At 69.3% G+C, this 17,661-nt stretch carries 15 protein-coding genes; 10 read left to right on the top strand and 5 right to left on the bottom strand.

Features of this window, described 5'->3' with window-relative positions; all coding sequences use genetic code 11:
* Positions 1 to 116 precede the first annotated feature (116 nt).
* Positions 117 to 635, top strand: a complete 519-nt coding sequence (locus CFB35_RS09285) for an Rrf2 family transcriptional regulator (RefSeq protein WP_089464827.1) — start codon at positions 117 to 119, stop codon at positions 633 to 635.
* A 158-nt stretch (positions 636 to 793) separates the two neighbouring features.
* Positions 794 to 3,391, top strand: a complete 2,598-nt coding sequence (gene clpB, locus CFB35_RS09280) for an ATP-dependent chaperone ClpB (protein WP_089464826.1) — start codon at positions 794 to 796, stop codon at positions 3,389 to 3,391.
* 117 nt (positions 3,392 to 3,508) lie between these two features.
* On the opposite strand, the gene CFB35_RS09275 is transcribed toward clpB, so the two are convergent.
* Entirely contained in the window at positions 3,509 to 3,940 is a 432-nt protein-coding gene (locus tag CFB35_RS09275; RefSeq protein WP_059585284.1) for a YidB family protein, read from the bottom strand.
* 88 nt (positions 3,941 to 4,028) lie between these two features.
* Entirely contained in the window at positions 4,029 to 4,640 is a 612-nt protein-coding gene (locus CFB35_RS09270) for a helix-hairpin-helix domain-containing protein (protein WP_089464825.1), read from the bottom strand.
* 286 nt (positions 4,641 to 4,926) lie between these two features.
* On the opposite strand from CFB35_RS09270, the gene CFB35_RS09265 reads away from it, so the two are divergent.
* On the top strand, positions 4,927 to 5,388 hold the full coding sequence (locus tag CFB35_RS09265) for a MerR family transcriptional regulator (RefSeq protein ID WP_059585286.1): 462 nt from the start codon (positions 4,927 to 4,929) through the stop codon (positions 5,386 to 5,388).
* Entirely contained in the window at positions 5,372 to 5,806 is a 435-nt protein-coding gene (locus CFB35_RS09260; RefSeq protein WP_089464824.1) for a carboxymuconolactone decarboxylase family protein, read from the top strand. Before CFB35_RS09265 ends, CFB35_RS09260 begins: the two co-directional genes overlap by 17 nt.
* Before the next feature lie 9 nt (positions 5,807 to 5,815).
* On the opposite strand, the gene CFB35_RS09255 is transcribed toward CFB35_RS09260, so the two are convergent.
* Positions 5,816 to 7,750, bottom strand: coding sequence for a sigma-54-dependent Fis family transcriptional regulator (locus tag CFB35_RS09255; RefSeq protein WP_089464823.1), 1,935 nt, complete (start codon positions 7,748 to 7,750; stop codon positions 5,816 to 5,818).
* Positions 7,751 to 8,277: 527 nt separating this feature from the next.
* On the opposite strand from CFB35_RS09255, the gene CFB35_RS09245 reads away from it, so the two are divergent.
* The 6 genes from CFB35_RS09245 (at position 8,278) to lipA (ending at position 14,379) form a co-directional block, all read left to right on the top strand.
* On the top strand, positions 8,278 to 9,336 hold the full coding sequence (locus CFB35_RS09245) for an ATP-NAD kinase family protein (RefSeq protein ID WP_089464821.1): 1,059 nt from the start codon (positions 8,278 to 8,280) through the stop codon (positions 9,334 to 9,336).
* 58 nt (positions 9,337 to 9,394) lie between these two features.
* Positions 9,395 to 10,171, top strand: a complete 777-nt coding sequence (locus CFB35_RS09240; protein WP_089464820.1) for an SDR family NAD(P)-dependent oxidoreductase — start codon at positions 9,395 to 9,397, stop codon at positions 10,169 to 10,171.
* 77 nt (positions 10,172 to 10,248) lie between these two features.
* A complete protein-coding gene (locus tag CFB35_RS09235; protein WP_089464819.1) occupies positions 10,249 to 11,232 on the top strand; it encodes a thiamine pyrophosphate-dependent dehydrogenase E1 component subunit alpha in 984 nt (327 codons plus the stop codon).
* A gap of 54 nt (positions 11,233 to 11,286) precedes the next feature.
* Positions 11,287 to 12,291 carry an alpha-ketoacid dehydrogenase subunit beta gene (locus CFB35_RS09230; RefSeq protein WP_089464818.1) on the top strand — a complete coding sequence of 335 codons (1,005 nt, stop codon included), beginning with the start codon at positions 11,287 to 11,289 and terminating at the stop codon, positions 12,289 to 12,291.
* Positions 12,292 to 12,295: 4 nt separating this feature from the next.
* Complete coding sequence (locus CFB35_RS09225; protein ID WP_089464817.1) at positions 12,296 to 13,411, top strand: acetoin dehydrogenase dihydrolipoyllysine-residue acetyltransferase subunit; 1,116 nt, start codon at positions 12,296 to 12,298, stop codon at positions 13,409 to 13,411.
* A 2-nt stretch (positions 13,412 to 13,413) separates the two neighbouring features.
* A complete protein-coding gene (lipA, locus tag CFB35_RS09220; protein ID WP_089464816.1) occupies positions 13,414 to 14,379 on the top strand; it encodes a lipoyl synthase in 966 nt (321 codons plus the stop codon).
* A gap of 11 nt (positions 14,380 to 14,390) precedes the next feature.
* Here the strand turns inward: lipA and CFB35_RS09215 are convergent, their stop codons facing one another.
* Together CFB35_RS09215 and CFB35_RS09210 are read right to left on the bottom strand one after the other, a co-directional pair.
* Complete coding sequence (locus CFB35_RS09215; protein WP_060011029.1) at positions 14,391 to 15,743, bottom strand: MATE family efflux transporter; 1,353 nt, start codon at positions 15,741 to 15,743, stop codon at positions 14,391 to 14,393.
* Positions 15,744 to 15,745: 2 nt separating this feature from the next.
* On the bottom strand, positions 15,746 to 17,578 hold the full coding sequence (locus tag CFB35_RS09210; RefSeq protein WP_089464815.1) for a glycosyltransferase family 39 protein: 1,833 nt from the start codon (positions 17,576 to 17,578) through the stop codon (positions 15,746 to 15,748).
* Between the last annotated feature and the right edge of the window lie 83 nt (positions 17,579 to 17,661).

Below are 17,661 nucleotides of genomic sequence, written 5' to 3'. Positions count from 1 at the left end.
GCACGCGATCCCGGCAACCCGGGGCCGCGCCACGGCACCGTCTATCGGCCCTGCACGCCTCGCGATCGGCCCGGTTCATCCGAGCGGGGCACGATCGACCTTTTCTGTATTCGCTCATGAGACTCACCGACTACACCGACTATTCGCTGCGCGTGATGCTGTATCTGGCCGTGCGCGGTGAGGGGCTCGCGACGATCCAGGAGATCTCGGACGCCTACGGCATCTCGAAGAACCATCTGATGAAAGTCGTCCAGCGGCTCGGCGAACTGGGCTGGGTCGACACCGTGCGCGGCCGCAACGGCGGGCTGCGGCTGTTCGCCGATTCGCTGCGGCTGACGGTCGGCCAGGTCGTGCGGGCGACCGAAAACGACTTCGCGCTGGTCGGCTGCTTTTCGCCCGACGGCAGCGAGCCGCGCGGCTGCGTGATCGAGCCGCAGTGCCGGCTGAAAAGCGTGCTGGCGGCCGCGCGCGATGCGTTCTTCGCGGAGCTCGATCGTCACACGCTCGGCGAGCTGGCCGTGCCCGCATCGCCGCTCGCGGCGTTGCTCGGCATTCGTCCGGTCGCGCTCGTGCGTGCCGCGCCGTCGCCGGACGAAGCGCCGGCAGTTGAACAGACGTCGTCCAAGGCCCCCTGATGCGCGGGGCGCCGCGCGCTGCCCGCTCGCGCCATCACGCCGCCGGACCGTTTTCAGGCTATCCGGCAATTTTTGCGCTGAATCAACCCGAATTTCGCTTGAAAGCCGCATAACCATCCTCATCTTGGTGTTAATCGAAAATTGGAGGTCTCAACCAAATGAGAATCGACAAGCTCACCACCAAGTTCCAGGAAGCACTCGCGGACGCGCAAAGCCTCGCGGCAGGCCGCGACAATCAATACATCGAACCCGTTCACGTGCTCGCGGCGCTGGTCGCGCAGCACGACGGCTCGGCCCGCTCGCTGATGTCGCGCGCGGGCGTGCACGTGCAGGCGCTCCAGGGCGCGCTGAACGAAGCCATTTCGCGCCTGCCGCAAGTAACGGGCACGGGCGGCGACATCCAGATCGGCCGTGAGTTGGCCGGCCTGCTGAATCAGGCCGACAAGGAAGCGCAGAAGCTCAACGACACGTTCATCGCGAGCGAGATGTTCCTGCTCGCCGTATCCGACGACAAGGGCGACGCCGGCAAGCTCGCGCGCCAGCACGGTCTCACGCGCAAGGCGCTCGAAGCCGCGATCGCCGCGGTGCGCGGTGGCTCGCAGGTGCACAGCCAGGACGCCGAAAGCCAGCGCGAGGCGCTGAAGAAATACACGGTCGACCTGACCGAGCGCGCCCGCGCGGGCAAGCTCGACCCGGTGATCGGCCGCGACGACGAAATTCGCCGCTCGATCCAGATCCTGCAGCGCCGCACGAAGAACAACCCGGTGCTGATCGGCGAACCGGGCGTCGGCAAGACCGCGATCGTCGAAGGGCTCGCGCAGCGGATCGTCAACGGCGAGGTTCCCGAGACGCTGAAGGGCAAGCGCGTGCTGTCGCTCGACATGGCCGCGCTGCTCGCCGGCGCGAAGTATCGCGGCGAGTTCGAGGAACGCCTGAAGGCCGTGCTCAACGACATCGCGAAGGACGAAGGCCAGACGATCGTCTTCATCGACGAAATTCACACGATGGTCGGCGCGGGCAAGGCCGAAGGCGCGATGGACGCGGGCAACATGCTGAAGCCGGCGCTGTCGCGCGGCGAACTGCACTGCATCGGCGCGACCACGCTCGACGAATACCGCAAGTACATCGAGAAGGACGCCGCGCTCGAACGCCGCTTCCAGAAGGTGCTCGTCGACGAGCCGAGCGTCGAGGCGACGATCGCGATCCTGCGCGGGCTGCAGGAGAAGTACGAACTGCACCACGGTGTCGACATCACCGACCCGGCGATCGTCGCCGCGGCCGAGCTGTCGCATCGCTACATCACCGACCGCTTCCTGCCCGACAAGGCAATCGACCTGATCGACGAAGCCGCCTCGAAGATCAAGATGGAAATCGATTCGAAGCCGGAAGAGATGGACAAGCTCGACCGTCGTCTGATCCAGCTGAAGATCGAGCGCGAAGCGGTGAAGAAGGAGCAGGACGAAGCGTCGCAGAAGCGCCTGCAACTGATCGAGGAAGAGATCGATCGCCTCGGCCGCGAATATGCGGATCTGGAAGAGATCTGGACCGCCGAGAAGGCCGCGGTGCAGGGCAGCGCGCAGCTCAAGGAAGAGATCGAGAAGGTGCGGGCGGACATCGCGCGGCTGCAGCGTGAAGGCAAGCTGGAGAAGGTCGCCGAACTGCAGTACGGCAAGCTGCCGCAACTCGAGGCGCAACTGAAGCAGGTCACGCAGGCCGAGGAGCAGGAGCAGCACAACCCGACGCGTCCGCGCCTGCTGCGCACGCAGGTCGGTGCGGAGGAAATCGCGGAAGTCGTGTCGCGTGCGACGGGCATTCCCGTGTCGCGGATGATGCAGGGCGAACGCGAGAAGCTGCTGCACATCGAGGAAAAGCTGCACGAGCGCGTGGTCGGCCAGGACGAGGCGATCAGCGCGGTGGCCGATGCGATCCGTCGGTCGCGCGCGGGGCTCGCCGATCCGAACCGTCCGTACGGCTCGTTCCTGTTCCTCGGCCCGACCGGTGTCGGCAAGACCGAGCTGTGCAAGGCGCTGGCGTCGTTCCTGTTCGATTCGGAAGAGCACCTGATCCGCATCGACATGAGCGAGTTCATGGAGAAGCACAGCGTCGCGCGGCTGATCGGCGCGCCGCCGGGCTACGTCGGCTACGAGGAAGGCGGCTACCTGACGGAAGCCGTGCGCCGCAAGCCGTACAGCGTGATCCTGCTCGACGAGATCGAGAAGGCGCATCCGGACGTGTTCAACGTGCTGCTGCAGGTGCTCGACGACGGCCGCATGACGGACGGGCAGGGGCGTACGGTCGACTTCAAGAACACGGTCATCGTGATGACGTCGAACCTCGGCTCGCAGGTGATCCAGGCCATGACGGGCTCGCCCCAGGACGAGATCAAGGACGCCGTGTGGCTCGAGGTGAAGCAGCATTTCCGCCCCGAGTTCCTGAACCGGATCGACGACGTCGTCGTGTTCCACGCGCTCGACCGCAGCAACATCGAGTCGATCGCGAAGATTCAGCTGGCGCGCCTGCATGACCGGCTCGCGAAGCTCGACATGGCGCTCGACGTGTCGCCGGCGGCGCTCGAACAGATCGCGAAGGTCGGCTACGATCCGGTGTTCGGCGCGCGGCCGCTGAAGCGCGCGATCCAGCAGGAGATCGAGAACCCGGTCGCGAAGCTGATCCTCGCGGGCCGCTTCGGTCCGAAGGACGTGATCCCGGTCGACGTGAACGACGGCCAGTTCGTGTTCGACCGCGTCGTTCACTGATCGTCCGCCATCGGCCGCGTGCCCGGCTCACGCCGGGCGCGCAAAAACGAACACCCCGCCTCGGCGGGGTGTTTGCTTATGGAGCGGCCGAACGGGCCGCCCGGTCGCGGCGCGGGCTCAGCCCTGCTTGTTGCCGCCGAACATGCCGGCGAGCTGCGTGAGCGTGCCGAGCACGTTCGACGTGTCGACCTGGCCGCTGGCCGGCACTTCGCCGTTCGGCGTCGCGCCGTTGACGACGTGCGGCAGCACCTGCGCGAGGATCGACGAGGCCTGCGCGGGATCGATGCCGACCTTGCTCGCGAGCGAGCCGACGACGTCCGAGCCGAGCACGTTCTGCAGCGTATCCGGCGAGATCGGCTGGTTTTCGCCGGTGCCGACCCACGAACCGATGATCTCGCCGGCGCCGCCGGCCTTGAACTTCTCGATCAGCCCGTTCAGGCCGCCCGGCTGGTTGTTGATGAATTCGAGCGCGGTCGTGATCAGCGCGCTTTGCGAGTTGCCGCCGGCCTGGCCGCCGATCAGACCGCCGACGATGTCGAGGAGACCCATGGTTCTTCACCTTCACTGAAAAGGGCGCCGTGACGACGGCGCCCGTTGAACGAATGCCGCGCGCACGCCGTCGCGCGCGCGGCGCACATCAGGCGCCCGACGCCGCGGCGGCGGAGGCTGCCTTGTCCTTCTTGCTCTTCTTCTTCGAACCCTTCGCGGCCTTCGTGGACGATGCGGCCGCCGGTGCGCTCGCACCCGTGTCGGCGGATGCCGCGGCCGCCGCTGCCGCCTTTTCCTTCTTCGATGCGCGCTTGGTCTTGGCCGGCTTGGCGGCCGCGTCCGGTGCGCTCGCCGCCGGCGCGGGGGCCGTGGTCGTCGTGCCGGCCGTCGCGGTCGTGGACGTCGATGCGGTGCCTGCCGACGTCGTGGTCGATGGGGTCGCCGACGTCGTCGCGGCCGGCTTCGACGGCTTCACGCCCTTCGGCGGCGTCGACGAGCCGCCGATCGTCAGGCCGTTTTCCTCGAGATGCCCGACCGACTTCGTGCCGAGACCCTTCACGCGGTTCGCGAGATCGTCGGCGTCCTTGAACGGGCCGTTCTTGGTGCGTTCGTCGATGATCGCCTTCGACTTCACGGGCCCGAGACCCTTCACGGATTCGAGCGCGGCCTGGTCGGCCGTGTTGACATCGACGGCAGCGGCAAGGCCGGCGGCGAGCGACAGCGACAGCGCGACGAACAGCATCAGCAGCTTTTTCAGCATGGCAAGGGCTCCCTGGTTCTGACGGATGAATGGTTGTTGCAACGGACGGCGGCCCACGAGCTGGCCGGGCGTCGCCGTTAAGCATAGGACAAATGCGTGCCCTTTTTGAGACAGGCTGATCGCATCTTGCTGAAGGCTTGCGGTGCTGTAAAGGCCGAAAGCGGTCGCGGCGGGCGATTTTGACCATTCTTTACGGTGTCGCAGGGGGATCGCGGGCGAACGCCGCACTGGCCGTCAGACAATGCTTGACTTAGAGTGAACTCTAACTCCTAACCTTGTTCCTGCCATGTCGAAAACCCTATCCCAACCCTCCGCCGCCGGTCCGCTGACGATCGGGCAAGTCGCCGAACTGACGGGCGTGTCGACGCACACGTTGCGGTATTACGAGCAGGCCGGCCTGCTGCGCGCGATTTCGCGCACGGCGGCCGGGCACCGGCTCTATGCGCCGGCCGACCTTGACTGGCTGGCCTTCGTGATGCGCCTGAAGGCGACCGGCATGCCGATCGCGCAGATGCAGGCGTTCGCGGTGCTGCGCGAGCAGGGCGAGTCGACGTTCCGCGCGCGGCGCGACTTGCTGGTCGCGCATCGCGACGCGGTGCGCGCGCATATCGCGGAGCTGCAGGCGAGCCTCGATGCGATCGGCGCCAAGATCGCGTACTACGAGGCGCAGGAACGGGAAACGGAACGACGGGCGAATCTTTCTCACTCTTTATCGGAACAGGACGGACAAGATGGAACGACTCGTTGAGGATCGCTACACGCGCGGCTGGAACAAGCTCAAGGAAATCGACGGCGAAGCGGGCGAACGCGTGATCGCGGCGCTTGCGCCGATCGCGCCGGATTTCGCGCGGCTCCTGGTCGAATTCAGCTTCGGCGACATCTACAGCCGGCCGCAGCTCGACCTGAAGGCGCGCGAAATCGCGACGATCGCCGCGCTGGCCGCGCTCGGCAACGCGCAGCCGCAACTGAAGGTGCATATCGAGGCCGCGCTGAACGTCGGCTGCACGCGCGACGAGATCGTCGAGGTGTTCATGCAGATGGCCGTGTATGCGGGGATGCCGGCCGCGCTCAACGCGCTGTTCGCCGCGCACGAGGTGTTCAAGCGGCGCGACGAAGCGGCCGGCGAGGCAGACCACGCGAACGAAGCGGCCGGGCAGCCCGCATGACGGCGCGTGTCACGCGCGGTGCGGCGCGACGATCCGGTGCTTCGCGATGCGCCGGTACAGCGTCGCACGCGACATGCCGAGCGCGCGGGCGGCCGCGTCGGGCCGCCAGCGATGCGCGGTGAGCGCGGCGACGATGCGCCCGCGTTCGTCGTCGGGCAGCACGCCCGCCGGGGTGCCGCCGAGTTGCGCGGCGAGCTCGGCCGGCAGGTCGTGCCGCGTCACGCGCGCGGCGTCGCACACCGCGCACGCATAGCGCAGCACGTTGCGCAGTTGCCGCACGTTGCCCGGCCACGGGTAGGCCGCGAGCTGTTCGGCGAGCGTCGCATCGAGCGTCAGCACGTGGCCGGTCGCCTGCGCCTCCTCGGCGAACACGGCGGCGATCACGTCGCGCACGTCCGCGCGTTCGCGCAGCGGCGGCAGGTCGAACGTCGCGCCGCTCAACCGGTAGTACAGATCTTCGCGGAACGTGCCGTCGGCCACCATCCGCGCGAGATCGCGGTGCGTCGCGCAGATCACGTCGAGATCGACGCGCACCGGCGTGTCGCTGCCGAGCGGCACGACTTCGCCGTCGGCCAGCACGCGCAACAGGCGCGTCTGCAGCGCGAGCGGCATGTCGCCGATTTCATCGAGAAACAGCGTGCCGCCGTCGGCGAGCGCGATCTTGCCGCGCGCGCCGTGCTTGCGTGCGCCGGTGAACGCGCCGGCCGCATAGCCGAACAGTTCGCTCTCGATCAGCGCTTCCGGCAGCGCGCCGCAGTTCACGGCGACGAACGGCCGCGCGCGCCGCGCGCCGGCGTCGTGGATCGCGCGGGCGAACACTTCCTTGCCCGCGCCGGTTTCGCCGAGCACGAGGATCGGTAGCCGCTTGCTCGCGACGCGCAGCGCGAGTTCGGCCTGTTGCGCGATGCGCGCATCGCTGCTGTGCAGGAACGGCGTCAGCGCGCCGACGTGACGCGGCGCGGCGGTGCCCGGGCGGCGCGATGCCGTGGCGGCCCGGGCCGCGCCCGGTTCGCGGCCGGCGCGGCGTAGCGGCGCGCGCAGCCGCGCGAAGAGCGGGGCGCCGGTCGCGCGCAGCCGCAGCGCGACGATCGCGTCGAGCCGCGCGGCGTCGCGCAGCGGCATCTCGGTCGCATCGAAGATCTCGTCGATATGGCGCGGCTCGCGCAGCGCCGGCAGCGCGTCGCGCGCGTGCCGGTTCGCGGCGACGATGTTGCCGCATTCGTCGAACGCGATCAGCCACTCGGGCTGCGCTTCGACGTAGTGACGGTTCGGATGCCCGAACAATATCCAGTGCTGCGCGGTGCTGTGCACGAAGTAGCCGTCCTCGATCAGCGCCGCGCTTTGCCGCACGAGCTGGTAGACGAGGCGCTGGCTGTCGCGGCCGTCGGGCGAATGCACGGCCGACGCGTCGAGCACGCCGATCAGCTCGCCGCCCGGCGAGAAGATCGGCGCCGCGCTGCACGTGAGCGTCGTGAACGCCGCGCGAAAGTGATCGGTCTTGTGCACGGTGATCGGCGCGAGATCGGTCAGCACGCTCGCGACGCCGCAGGTTCCTTCCTCGCTTTCCGACCAGCACGAGCCGATGTGCAGCCCCGCATGACGAAAGTCGTTGCGGCGCTCGCGGTCGATCCGGTAGTCGATCGTCACGCCGTGCGCGTCGGTCAGCATCACGCAGTAGTCGGCGACGCGGATCATGTCGTGCAGCCGCGTCAGGCACTGGCCCGACGCGCGCAGGAAGGCCTCTTCCTTGTCGCGCACTTCGCGCAGCTCGGCCGCGGTCAGCACGCGCGGGCCGATCGACGAAGCGGGGTCGAGGCGATAGCGCTCCAGCGATCGCTGCCACGAAGACACGAGGCGCGCGGAATCGGCCGGCGCGGGCAGGCGCCCGGCGAGCGCGCCGAGTATGCGGTCGGCGTGCTGGGCCTGGGGGACGGCGTAGGGCATGGTCGGCTCCGGGTACGGCGGGGATGTCGCTGTTCTTGTAGCACATCCGGTCCGGCGGATCACACTGCATCGCAGCACGCGGCGCGCGTGAGACGGTCGTCTCACCGGTATCCGATGCGTCTCGCGCGATTGAGACGGCCGCCCGCGCGCGGCGCGACGGTCGTCAGGCGGGGCGTCGCGCGCGCGGCGCCGCGCGAATGCTGGGTTTGCGGGCGGAACGCCGCGCATGCGCGCGCGCCGCGACGATCGCGTCGCCGTATCGACGGCATGAGACGTGCCGGCGAATCCGACGCGCGCCGCGCCGTCACGACCGCGCATTGCGAACCCGCGCATGCCCGCCGCGCCAGCGCGGACGCGGGTTTCGCGGGCATCGCATGCACGATGGCACGCCGCTTGCAGAGATGACGGGCAAGCCGGCGCGATTGCGTCGGCGACGACGATCCGCCGCCCGTCGATGGCAGCGGACGAAACAGGCGAGGGCGGCGCGCGCAATACGCCGGCCCTGCCGACTGGATGGAGACAAACCCGTGACGACGCCCGTTACCGTCGGCGTGATCGCGAACCCCGCATCGGGGCGCGACATCCGCCGCCTCACGACGCATGCATCCGTGTTCCCGACCGCGGAGAAGGCGAACATGATCGTGCGCCTGCTGGCCGGCCTCGGCGCGATGGGCGTCGAGCGCGTGCTGACGCTGCGCGACCGCACGGGCATCGCGACGCTGCTGCTGCGCGCGATCGACACGCATCGCGCGGTCGCGCCGCACGAGCGCTGGCCCCAGGTCGAATTCGTCGACCTGCCGATTACCGACAGCGTCGCCGACACGCAGGCCGGCGCCGCCTATCTGCATCGGATGGAAGTGTCGCTGATCGTCGTGCTCGGCGGCGACGGCACCCATCGCGCGGTGGCCGCGCATTGCGGCGCGACGCCGCTCGTCGCGCTGTCCACCGGCACCAACAACGCGTTTCCCGAACATCGCGAGGCGACCGTCGCCGGCGTCGCCGCGGGGCTCGTCGCGACCGGCGCCGTGCCGGCCGAGGTCGCGTTCGTGCGCAACAAGCGGCTCGTCGTGCGCTGCGTCGCGGGCGCGCAGCCCGGGCGCGAGGAGATCGCGCTCGTCGATGTGTGCGCCGCGCGGCAGCGCTTCGTCGGCGCGCGCGCGATCTCCGGCTCGGAGGACATCGACACCCTCTATCTGACGTTCGCGGAACCGGACGGCATCGGCCTGTCCGCGCTCGGCGGCGCGTGGGCGCCGCTCGAACGCAGCGCGCCGCACGGGCTCGCGATGCGCTTCGCGGATGCCGGCAAGACGGCCGGCACGCCGCTCGTCGCGCCGATCGCGCCGGGGCGCGTCGACCGCGTCGTGATGCGCAGTTGCGAGCGGCTCGAGCCGGGCGCGTGGCACGCGATTCCGTTCGAGCGCGGCACGCTCGCGTTCGACGGCGAGCGCGAGATCGAGGTCGCGCGCGGCGATCGCTACGAGATCGCACTCGACTGGGGCGGACCGTTGACGGTCGACGTCGGCCGCACGCTGCGCTACGCGTCGTCACGGCAACTGCTGCGCGATGCCGGTGCGTGGCACGACTGATACACCGGTTTCACGAAGACGTTTCGACATCCATCACGATCATCAAGGAGACATCGCCATGACAGCCCCTCTCGAAGGACAGGTCGCCATCGTCACGGGCGGCGCGCGCGGCATCGGCCGCGGCATCGCGCTGACGCTCGCCGGCGCCGGTGCCGACATCCTGCTGGCCGACCTGCTCGACGACGCGCTCGACGCGACCGCCGGCGAGGTGCGCGCGCTCGGCGGCCGCGCGGCGATCGCGAAGGTCGACGTCACGCAGGCCGCGCAGGTCGACGCGATGGTCGCGCAGGCGCTCGGCGACCTCGGCGGGCTCGACATCCTCGTGAACTGCGCGGGCGTGATCAGCATCCGTCCGGTTGCCGAACTGACCGAGCGCGACTGGGATTTCGTGATGGACGTGAACGCAAAGGGCACGTTCCTCGGCTGCCGCGCGGCGCTCGCGCATCTGAAGGCGCAGCGGCGCGGCCGGATTATCAACGTCGCGTCGATCGCGGGCAAGGAAGGCTTCCCGAATCTCGCGCATTACAGCGCATCGAAATTCGCGGTCGTCGGCTTCACCAACGCGCTGGCGAAGGAGCTCGCGCGCGACGGCGTGACCGTCAACGCGATCTGCCCCGGCATCGTCCGTACCTACATGTGGGACCGGCTGTCCGACGAATGGAAGACCGACGGCGAATCGGTCGAGGAGTCGTGGCAGCGGCACCAGTTGACGCTGATTCCGCAGGGCCGCGCGCAGACGCCGGAAGACATGGGCCGGCTCGCGCTGTTCTTCGCGACGATGGACAACGTGACGGGCCAGGCCGTGAACGTCGACGGCGGCTTCACGTTTCACTGACGGCCGCAGGCCGTGCAATCCGCCGCCACGGCATGGCCGGGGCGGCATTCGCAGTCAGACCTACCCAGGAGACACACATGACCGCTTCGACACAGCTCGGCAGGGACAAGCTGCTGGACGCCTATCGGCTGATGCGCACGATCCGCGAATTCGAGGAACGCCTGCACGTCGAATTCGCGACCGGCGAGATACCCGGCTTCGTTCACCTGTACGCGGGCGAGGAGGCGTCCGCCGTCGGCACGATGCTGCACCTCGGCCTCGACGACTACGTGGCCACCACGCACCGCGGCCACGGCCATTGCATCGCGAAGGGCGTCGACGTGCACGGGATGATGGCCGAGATCTACGGCAAGAAGACAGGCGTCTGCCACGGCAAGGGCGGCTCGATGCACATCGCCGACCTGTCGATGGGGATGCTCGGCGCGAACGGGATCGTCGGCGCGGGCGGCCCGCTCGTGTGCGGTGCGGCGCTCGCGGCCAAGTACAGGAAAACCGGCGGCGTCGGCGTGTGCTTCTTCGGCGACGGCGCGTCGAACCAGGGCGTGATCTTCGAATCGATGAACCTCGCGTCGGTGTGGCGGCTGCCCGCGATCTTCGTCGCCGAAAACAACGGCTATGCGGAAGCGACGACGTCGAGCTGGTCGGTCGCGACCGACAACATCGCCGATCGGGCGAACGGGTTCGGGATGCCGGGCGTGATCGTCGACGGCTTCGACTTCTTCGCGGTGCACGAGGCGCTCGGCGAAGCCGTCGACCGCGCGCGCAACGGCGGCGGCCCGACGCTCGTCGAGGTGAAGTTCACGCGCTATTTCGGCCACTTCGAGGGCGATGCGCAAACCTATCGCGCGCCGGGCGAAGTGCAGAAGCTGCGCGACGAGAAGGACTGCCTGAAGCATTTCGAAACGCGCGTCGTGCGCGCCGAAGCGCTGACGACGGCCGACCTGCGCGCGGTGGACGCCCAGGTGAAGGCGCTGATCGACGACGCGGTCGCGCAGGCGAAGGCGGCGCCGCTGCCGGATGCCGCCGACCTGCTCGCCGACGTCTACGTGTCGTATCCGTGAACTCGGCCTGACCGAGCAGCCGGCACGGCGAACCGAACATTCCAGGAGACAGACATGGCAAGGAAGATTACCTATTCGCAGGCGATCAACGAGGCGCTCGCGCAGGAAATGGCGCGCGACGACAGCGTGATCGTGATGGGCGAGGACAACGCGGGCGGCGCGGGCGCGCCCGGCGAGGACGACGCATGGGGCGGCGTGCTCGGCGTGACGAAGGGGCTGTTCCACAAGTTTCCGGGCCGCGTGCTCGATACGCCGCTGTCGGAGGGCGGCTACATCGGCGCGGCGGTCGGCGCTGCCGCGTGCGGGATGCGGCCCGTCGCGGAACTGATGTTCATCGATTTCATGGGCGTGTGTTTCGACCAGATCTTCAACCAGGCGGCGAAATTCCGCTACATGTTCGGCGGCAAGGCCGTGACGCCGGTCGTGATCCGTGCGATGTACGGCGCCGGCCTGCGCGCGGCCGCGCAGCACTCGCAGATGCTCACGTCGCTGTTCACGCACATCCCGGGGCTGAAGGTCGTGTGCCCGTCGACGCCGTACGACGCGAAGGGGCTCCTGATTCAGGCGATCCGCGACAACGATCCCGTGATCTTCCTCGAACACAAGCTGCTCTATACGCGTGAGGGCGACGTACCGGAGGAATCCTATGCGATTCCGTTCGGCGAGGCGAACGTGCTGCGCGACGGCGACGACGCGACGATCGTCACGTACGGCCGGATGGTGCATCTGGCGATGGACGCGGCCGCGACGCTCGCGAAGGACGGCATCCAGTGCGACGTGATCGACCTGCGCACGACGTCGCCGCTCGACGAGGAAACGATCCTCGAAAGCGCGGCGCGCACGGGGCGCGTGGTGGTGGTCGACGAAGCGAACCCGCGCTGCTCGATCGCGACCGACATCGCCGCGCTCGTCGCGCAGCGCGCGTTCCGCTCGCTCAAGGCGCCGATCGAGCTCGTCACCGCGCCGCATACGCCCGCGCCGTTCGCCGGCGTGCTCGAAGACCTGTATATCCCGTCCGCCGATGCGATTGCGCGGGCGGTCCTGAAGACGAGGAGCTGACACGATGTCGATTCACATGATCACGATGCCCAAGTGGGGGCTGTCGATGGAGCAGGGGCAGGTCAATGGCTGGCTGAAGGCGATCGGCGAACGCGTGGCGAAGGGCGACGAGGTGCTCGACGTCGAGACCGACAAGATCTCGTCGGGCGTCGAATGCGCGTTCGACGGCACGCTGCGCCGCCAGATCGCGCAGGAGGGCGAGACGTTGCCCGTCGGCGCGCTGCTCGGCGTGGTCGCGGCCGCCGACACGAGCGACGCCGACATCGATGCGGCGATCGCCGACTTCCAGCGCGACTTCGTGCCGAGCGCGGCGTCCGACGAGGCGGCCGGCCCGCAGCCGGAGAAGGCGCGGATCGGCGGACGCACGATCCGCTTCCTGAAGCTCGGCGACGGTTCGGGCACGCCGGCCGTGCTGATCCACGGCTTCGGCGGCGACCTGAACAACTGGCTGTTCAACCATGCGGAACTCGCCGCGCACCGGCCGGTGTGGGCGCTCGATCTGCCCGGCCACGGCGAGTCGGGCAAGGCCGTCGAGACCGGCAGTCTCGACGAGCTGGCCGACGCGGTGCTTGCGCTGCTCGATGCGCAGCACATCGAGCGTGCGCACCTGATCGGCCATTCGATGGGCGGCGCGGTGGCGATGACGTTGGCCGACAGCGCGCCGGCGCGCGTGGCGTCGCTCACGCTGATCGCGAGCGCGGGGCTCGGCGCCGACATCAACCGTGCATACATCGACGGCTTCGTCGCCGGCAACAGCCGCAACACGCTGAAGCCGCACCTCGGCGCGCTGTTCGCGGACGACGCGCTGGTCACGCGGCAGCTCGTCGAGGATCTCGTCAAGTACAAGCGGCTCGAAGGCGTGCAGGCCGCGCTGGAGAAGATCGCGGACGCCGCGTTCGACGGCGCCGCGCAGCGGCGCGTATTCCGCGACCGGCTCGCGACGCTTGCGCCGCGCACGCTCGTGATATGGGGCGAGCGCGACCAGGTGATTCCCGCGCGGCACGCGCAGGGCTTGCCGGACGGCGTGCGCGCCGAGGTGATCGCCGGCGGCGGGCACATGGTGCAGATGGAGGCGGCCGCCGACGTGAACCGCCTGATCGTCGCGTTCCTCGGAGACTGACGATGGCCGCCGCGCTCGAACGACCCAGCCTCACGGCGCTCGGCCAGCCCGGCGCGAGAAGTCGCGACAAGCTCGCGCGCATTCCGGTGCGCGTCGAGCCCGCGGCCGGCGCGGCGCTGCCGAAGCCGCCGTGGCTGCGCGCGCGGCCGATGATGAGCGCGGCGGTGGCCGACATGGCCGCCGTGCTGCGCGAGCATCGGCTGCATTCCGTCTGCGAGGAGGCGATGTGCCCGAACATCGGCGAATGCTTCGCGCAGCGCACCGCGACCTTCATGATCATGGGCGGGCTGTGTACGCGGCGTTGCCCGTTCTGCGACGTCGCGCACGGCCGGCCCGAGCCGCTCGATCCCGACGAGCCCGCGCGGCTGGCCGACGCGGCGGCGGCGCTCGGGTTGCGCTACGTCGTGATCACGTCGGTCGACCGCGACGATCTGCGCGACGGCGGTGCCGCGCATTTCGCCGCGTGCATCGCGGCGGTGCGCGCGAGCGTGCCGGGCATCGGCGTCGAGGTGCTGACGCCGGACTTCCGCGGCCGCACGGCATGGGCGCTCGATGCGCTGTCGTCGGCGTGGCCCGACGTGTTCAACCACAACATCGAGACGGTGCCGTCGCTGTATCGGGCGGCGCGGCCGGGCGCCGACTATCGCGGCTCGCTCGAACTGCTCGCGCAGGCGAAGGCCGCGCGGCCGACGCTCGTGACGAAATCGGGATTGATGCTCGGGCTCGGCGAGCGCGACGACGAGGTGCGCGACACGCTGCGCGACCTGCGCGCGCACGAGGTCGACGTGCTGACGCTCGGCCAGTATCTGGCGCCGTCGGCGCACCATTTGCCCGTGCGGCGCCACGTGAGCCCGGAGGCCTTCGCCGCGTGGCGCGACGAGGCGCTTGCGCTCGGTTTCAGGGAAGTGGTCGCCGGCCCGCTCGTGCGGTCCTCCTATCACGCAGCCGACGTGCTGGAGGGCGCGTAGCGCGCCGCGCTTCAGGCTGTGGCTGCGTGCGCGCGGCCAATGCGGCGCAGGTACAGCACGAGCCCCGCGCCCGCCAGCATCAGGCTGACCGTGTTCGCGAACCAGAAGCCGCGCGCGCCGGTCAGCCACGCGGGCGCGATCCCGCCGACGTCGAAGCCGAGCAGGTAGCCGCCGCTGAGTCCGACGCCCCACAGGGCGACCGCATAGATCACGGTCGGCACGACCGCCACCTTGTACGCGCGCAGCACGAACGCCGACGTGACCTGCAGCGCATCGAACACGTGGTAGCACGCGACGATCGCGACGAGCGGCATCGCGGCCGCGGCGACGGCCGGGTTCGGCGTGTAGCCGCCGATGATCAGCGGGCGCAGCGCGAACACGAGCACGCCGTAGGCAGCCGCCACGCCGCACGCGAACATCACGCTGTGCCGGCCGAGCAGCCGGGCTTCCTCGGCGTGCCCGGCGCCGAGCGCGCGCGCGACCAGCGTCGACGCCGCCACGCCGATCGACAGCGGCGTCATGTACAGCACCGCGCCGATGTTGCCGGCGATCTGGTGGCCGGCGAGCGTCGTCGTGCCGAACTGCGCGATGAACAGCGCCATGCACGTGTACGACGTGACCTCGATCAGATACGACAGGCCCATCGGCACGCCGAGCTTCAGGATTGCCTTCTGGCGCGCCCAGACGGGCCAGCAGAAGCGGGAGAAGATCGCGAGCGGCGCGAACACGTCGAGCTTCGCGAGCAGCGTGTAGCCGATCAGCGCGAGCGCCCAGTTGATCAGCGTGCTCGCGAGCCCGCAGCCGGGGCCGCCGAGCGCCGGCACACCGAAGCCGCCGAAGATGAACCAGACGTTCAGCGGAAACTTGAGCAGCAGCGCGCCGATCTGCAGGATCATCGCGAGCCGCGGCTTGCCGGCCGCGTTGGTCAGCGCGTTGTAGATGCGGAACACGAGGCTCGCGGGCAGCCCGTACGACAGGATGCGCAGGTAGTCGACGGTGCGCTCGTGCAGCGCGGCGGGCGCATGCGCGATGCGCAACAGCGGCTCGGGAAAATGCAGCAGCAGGAAGCCGGGAATCGCGAGCAGCAGCGCGAGCCACAGCGCCTGGCGCACTTCCTCGCCGATTTCCGCATAGCGCCGCGCGCCGTACAGTTGCCCGGTGATCGGCTGCAGCGCGGACAGGATGCCGGTTAGACCGATATAGATCGATACGTAGATCGACGAGCCGAGCCCGAGCGCGGCGAGATCGACGGCCGAGTAGCGGCCGACCATCGCGGTGTCGATCACGCCGAACGCGATGATCGCGAGCTGGCCGACCAGCACCGGCCACGCGAGACCGACGATCCGGCGGATGTCGCCGAACATCGTCAATCGGCCGCCCGACGGCGCGGCGGACGCCGCTTGACGGGCGTCTTCGGCCGTTCGATGCGCTCGTACAGGCGGAAGCGCTCGTCGCGGTCGGCGACGCGGCGGCCTTCCCAGACGAGACGCCACACGTATTGCGACATCGCGCTCGGCTCGCCGAAGTCGGCGCGGTCCTGGCGCAGGATCACGTCGCAGTCGCCGGAGAAATCGAAGTGCATGTCGCCGAAGTACGCGAAGGTCGCGATCTGCGCGTCGCCGAGCCGCACCGGCGAGATGCATTCGTAGTCGGACGGCAGGTGCACGGCGATCTGTTGCGCGACGTCGCGATAGGTCCGGCCGTAATTGACGATCGGCAGCCACAGCGTCATCAGCAGCACCCACATCAGCGTCGTGCCCGCGCCCGACAGCACGACGCTGCGCCACAGCACCTTCGGCTGCCGCGACACGCGCCAGCGCACGATGAAGCACCAGCACACGGTAACGATCACCGCGCAGATGAACGACAGGATCTTGAAATGCGGCTCGTAGCCGGGCACGAGGCGCGCGAGGTTGCGCGCGAGCGGATGCGGGAAGCCGGTGAGCGATGCGAGCCACACCAGCCACACGAAGGTGCCGAGGATCGTGAAGCTCAGTACGGCAAACCAGTCGATCGCGTTGATCGCGCCGCGCTTGAGGGTCGGCAGCGCGAACGTCGCCAGCACCGCGAGCGGCGGCAGCAGCAGCATGTACATGCGGTTCGACTGCTGGCTTTGCAGGATCACGAGCGCGACGAGCGGCACGGCCACCGACAGCGGAATCGCGATGTGCGCGCGACGGCGCATGCCGGCCCAGCTCCACCACGCCCAGATCGCGAGCGGCCAGGCGGGCCACGTGAACAAAGGCAGGTTCTTCGCCGCATAGCCGAGCACGGCCGTCGGCGGGCCCGAAAAGCGCATCAGGCTGCCGTGGATCCACTGGTTGAAGAACCATGCGGCGTCGTCCGGCGCCGCGACGAAGGCGGCGATCGGCCACAGCGCGAAAATCGCGGCCGCGAGCGGCAGGCCGACCAGCGGCAGGCGCAGGTTGCGCATCTCGGGCGTGACGAGCCACAGCGCGGCCGTGCCCGCGAGCAGCGCGACGACCAGCACCGGGTTGCCGGACAGCGCGACGAGGCCCATCGCGAGGCCCCACCACAGTGCGCCTTGCAGCGGCTTGTCGATGCCGCGCACGATCCCGTACACGAGCATCGCGATCCACGCGAATTGCGCGAGTTGCGGCGTCGTTTCATGCCCGCGTTCCGCGAGGCCGAAGCAGGCGACGAGCACCAGCAGCGCGCCGTCCGCGAGCGTGCGGCCGTAGTCGCGCGGCTCGGGCTCGCCGCCGAATGCGTATTTGAACGGTTGAACCTCGGCGCGCCGGCCGAGCAGGTAGGCCGCGTACCAGACGAACGCGCACGCGGCGCAGAACAGCACGCCGGTATCGACGCGCGACGCGTTGCTTGCGTCGACCCACGGGCCGAGGCCGCGGATCGACAGTGCGCCGAGCCAGTAGCCGAGCGGCCCGTCGGTCGTGATGAACTTGCCGACCAGGTTCGGCAGCAGCCAGTCGTGCCAGCCGCCCTTGGCCATCGTCCACATCACGCCGAAGCCCGCCGCGTCCTCGTTTTTCCACGGGTCGCGGCCGAACAGGCCGAACGCCGCGTAGACGAGGCAGAGCGTGAGCAGCAGCCAGCGCGGCAGCGCACGCGTGGCGGAGGCGGTGAGACGGACGACAGGCTTCATGCAGATGAGCGATTTGTTATGGGCGGGCGGCCGGCGCGGCTGCGCGCGGTCGAGCCGGTTTCGAGCATCCGGCATTGTAGTCGCGCCCGCTGTTGTGCGTCAGGTCGTTGCCCGGGCGCCGGGCGGCGCCTTTCCGGGCGGGCAGAGACAAAAAAGGG

It is taken from the genome of Burkholderia sp. AU16482, assembly GCF_002223285.1.
Classification (GTDB): Bacteria; Pseudomonadota; Gammaproteobacteria; order Burkholderiales; family Burkholderiaceae; genus Burkholderia; species Burkholderia semiarida.
The sequence above is the reverse complement of the archived record's forward strand: the minus strand, read 5'-3'. Positions and strand labels throughout refer to the sequence as shown.

Bases quoted from the DNA above. Each gene is read 5' to 3' on its own strand.
- CFB35_RS09285 (WP_089464827.1), top strand. From the start codon at position 117: ATGAGACTCACCGACTACACCGACTATTCGCTGCGCGTGATGCTGTAT.
- clpB (WP_089464826.1), top strand. From the start codon at position 794: ATGAGAATCGACAAGCTCACCACCAAGTTCCAGGAAGCACTCGCGGAC.
- CFB35_RS09275 (WP_059585284.1), bottom strand. From the start codon at position 3,940: ATGGGTCTCCTCGACATCGTCGGCGGTCTGATCGGCGGCCAGGCCGGC.
- CFB35_RS09270 (WP_089464825.1), bottom strand. From the start codon at position 4,640: ATGCTGAAAAAGCTGCTGATGCTGTTCGTCGCGCTGTCGCTGTCGCTC.
- CFB35_RS09265 (WP_059585286.1), top strand. From the start codon at position 4,927: ATGTCGAAAACCCTATCCCAACCCTCCGCCGCCGGTCCGCTGACGATC.
- CFB35_RS09260 (WP_089464824.1), top strand. From the start codon at position 5,372: ATGGAACGACTCGTTGAGGATCGCTACACGCGCGGCTGGAACAAGCTC.
- CFB35_RS09255 (WP_089464823.1), bottom strand. From the start codon at position 7,750: ATGCCCTACGCCGTCCCCCAGGCCCAGCACGCCGACCGCATACTCGGC.
- CFB35_RS09240 (WP_089464820.1), top strand. From the start codon at position 9,395: ATGACAGCCCCTCTCGAAGGACAGGTCGCCATCGTCACGGGCGGCGCG.
- CFB35_RS09235 (WP_089464819.1), top strand. From the start codon at position 10,249: ATGACCGCTTCGACACAGCTCGGCAGGGACAAGCTGCTGGACGCCTAT.
- CFB35_RS09230 (WP_089464818.1), top strand. From the start codon at position 11,287: ATGGCAAGGAAGATTACCTATTCGCAGGCGATCAACGAGGCGCTCGCG.
- CFB35_RS09225 (WP_089464817.1), top strand. From the start codon at position 12,296: ATGTCGATTCACATGATCACGATGCCCAAGTGGGGGCTGTCGATGGAG.
- lipA (WP_089464816.1), top strand. From the start codon at position 13,414: ATGGCCGCCGCGCTCGAACGACCCAGCCTCACGGCGCTCGGCCAGCCC.
- CFB35_RS09215 (WP_060011029.1), bottom strand. From the start codon at position 15,743: ATGTTCGGCGACATCCGCCGGATCGTCGGTCTCGCGTGGCCGGTGCTG.
- CFB35_RS09210 (WP_089464815.1), bottom strand. From the start codon at position 17,578: ATGCCGGATGCTCGAAACCGGCTCGACCGCGCGCAGCCGCGCCGGCCG.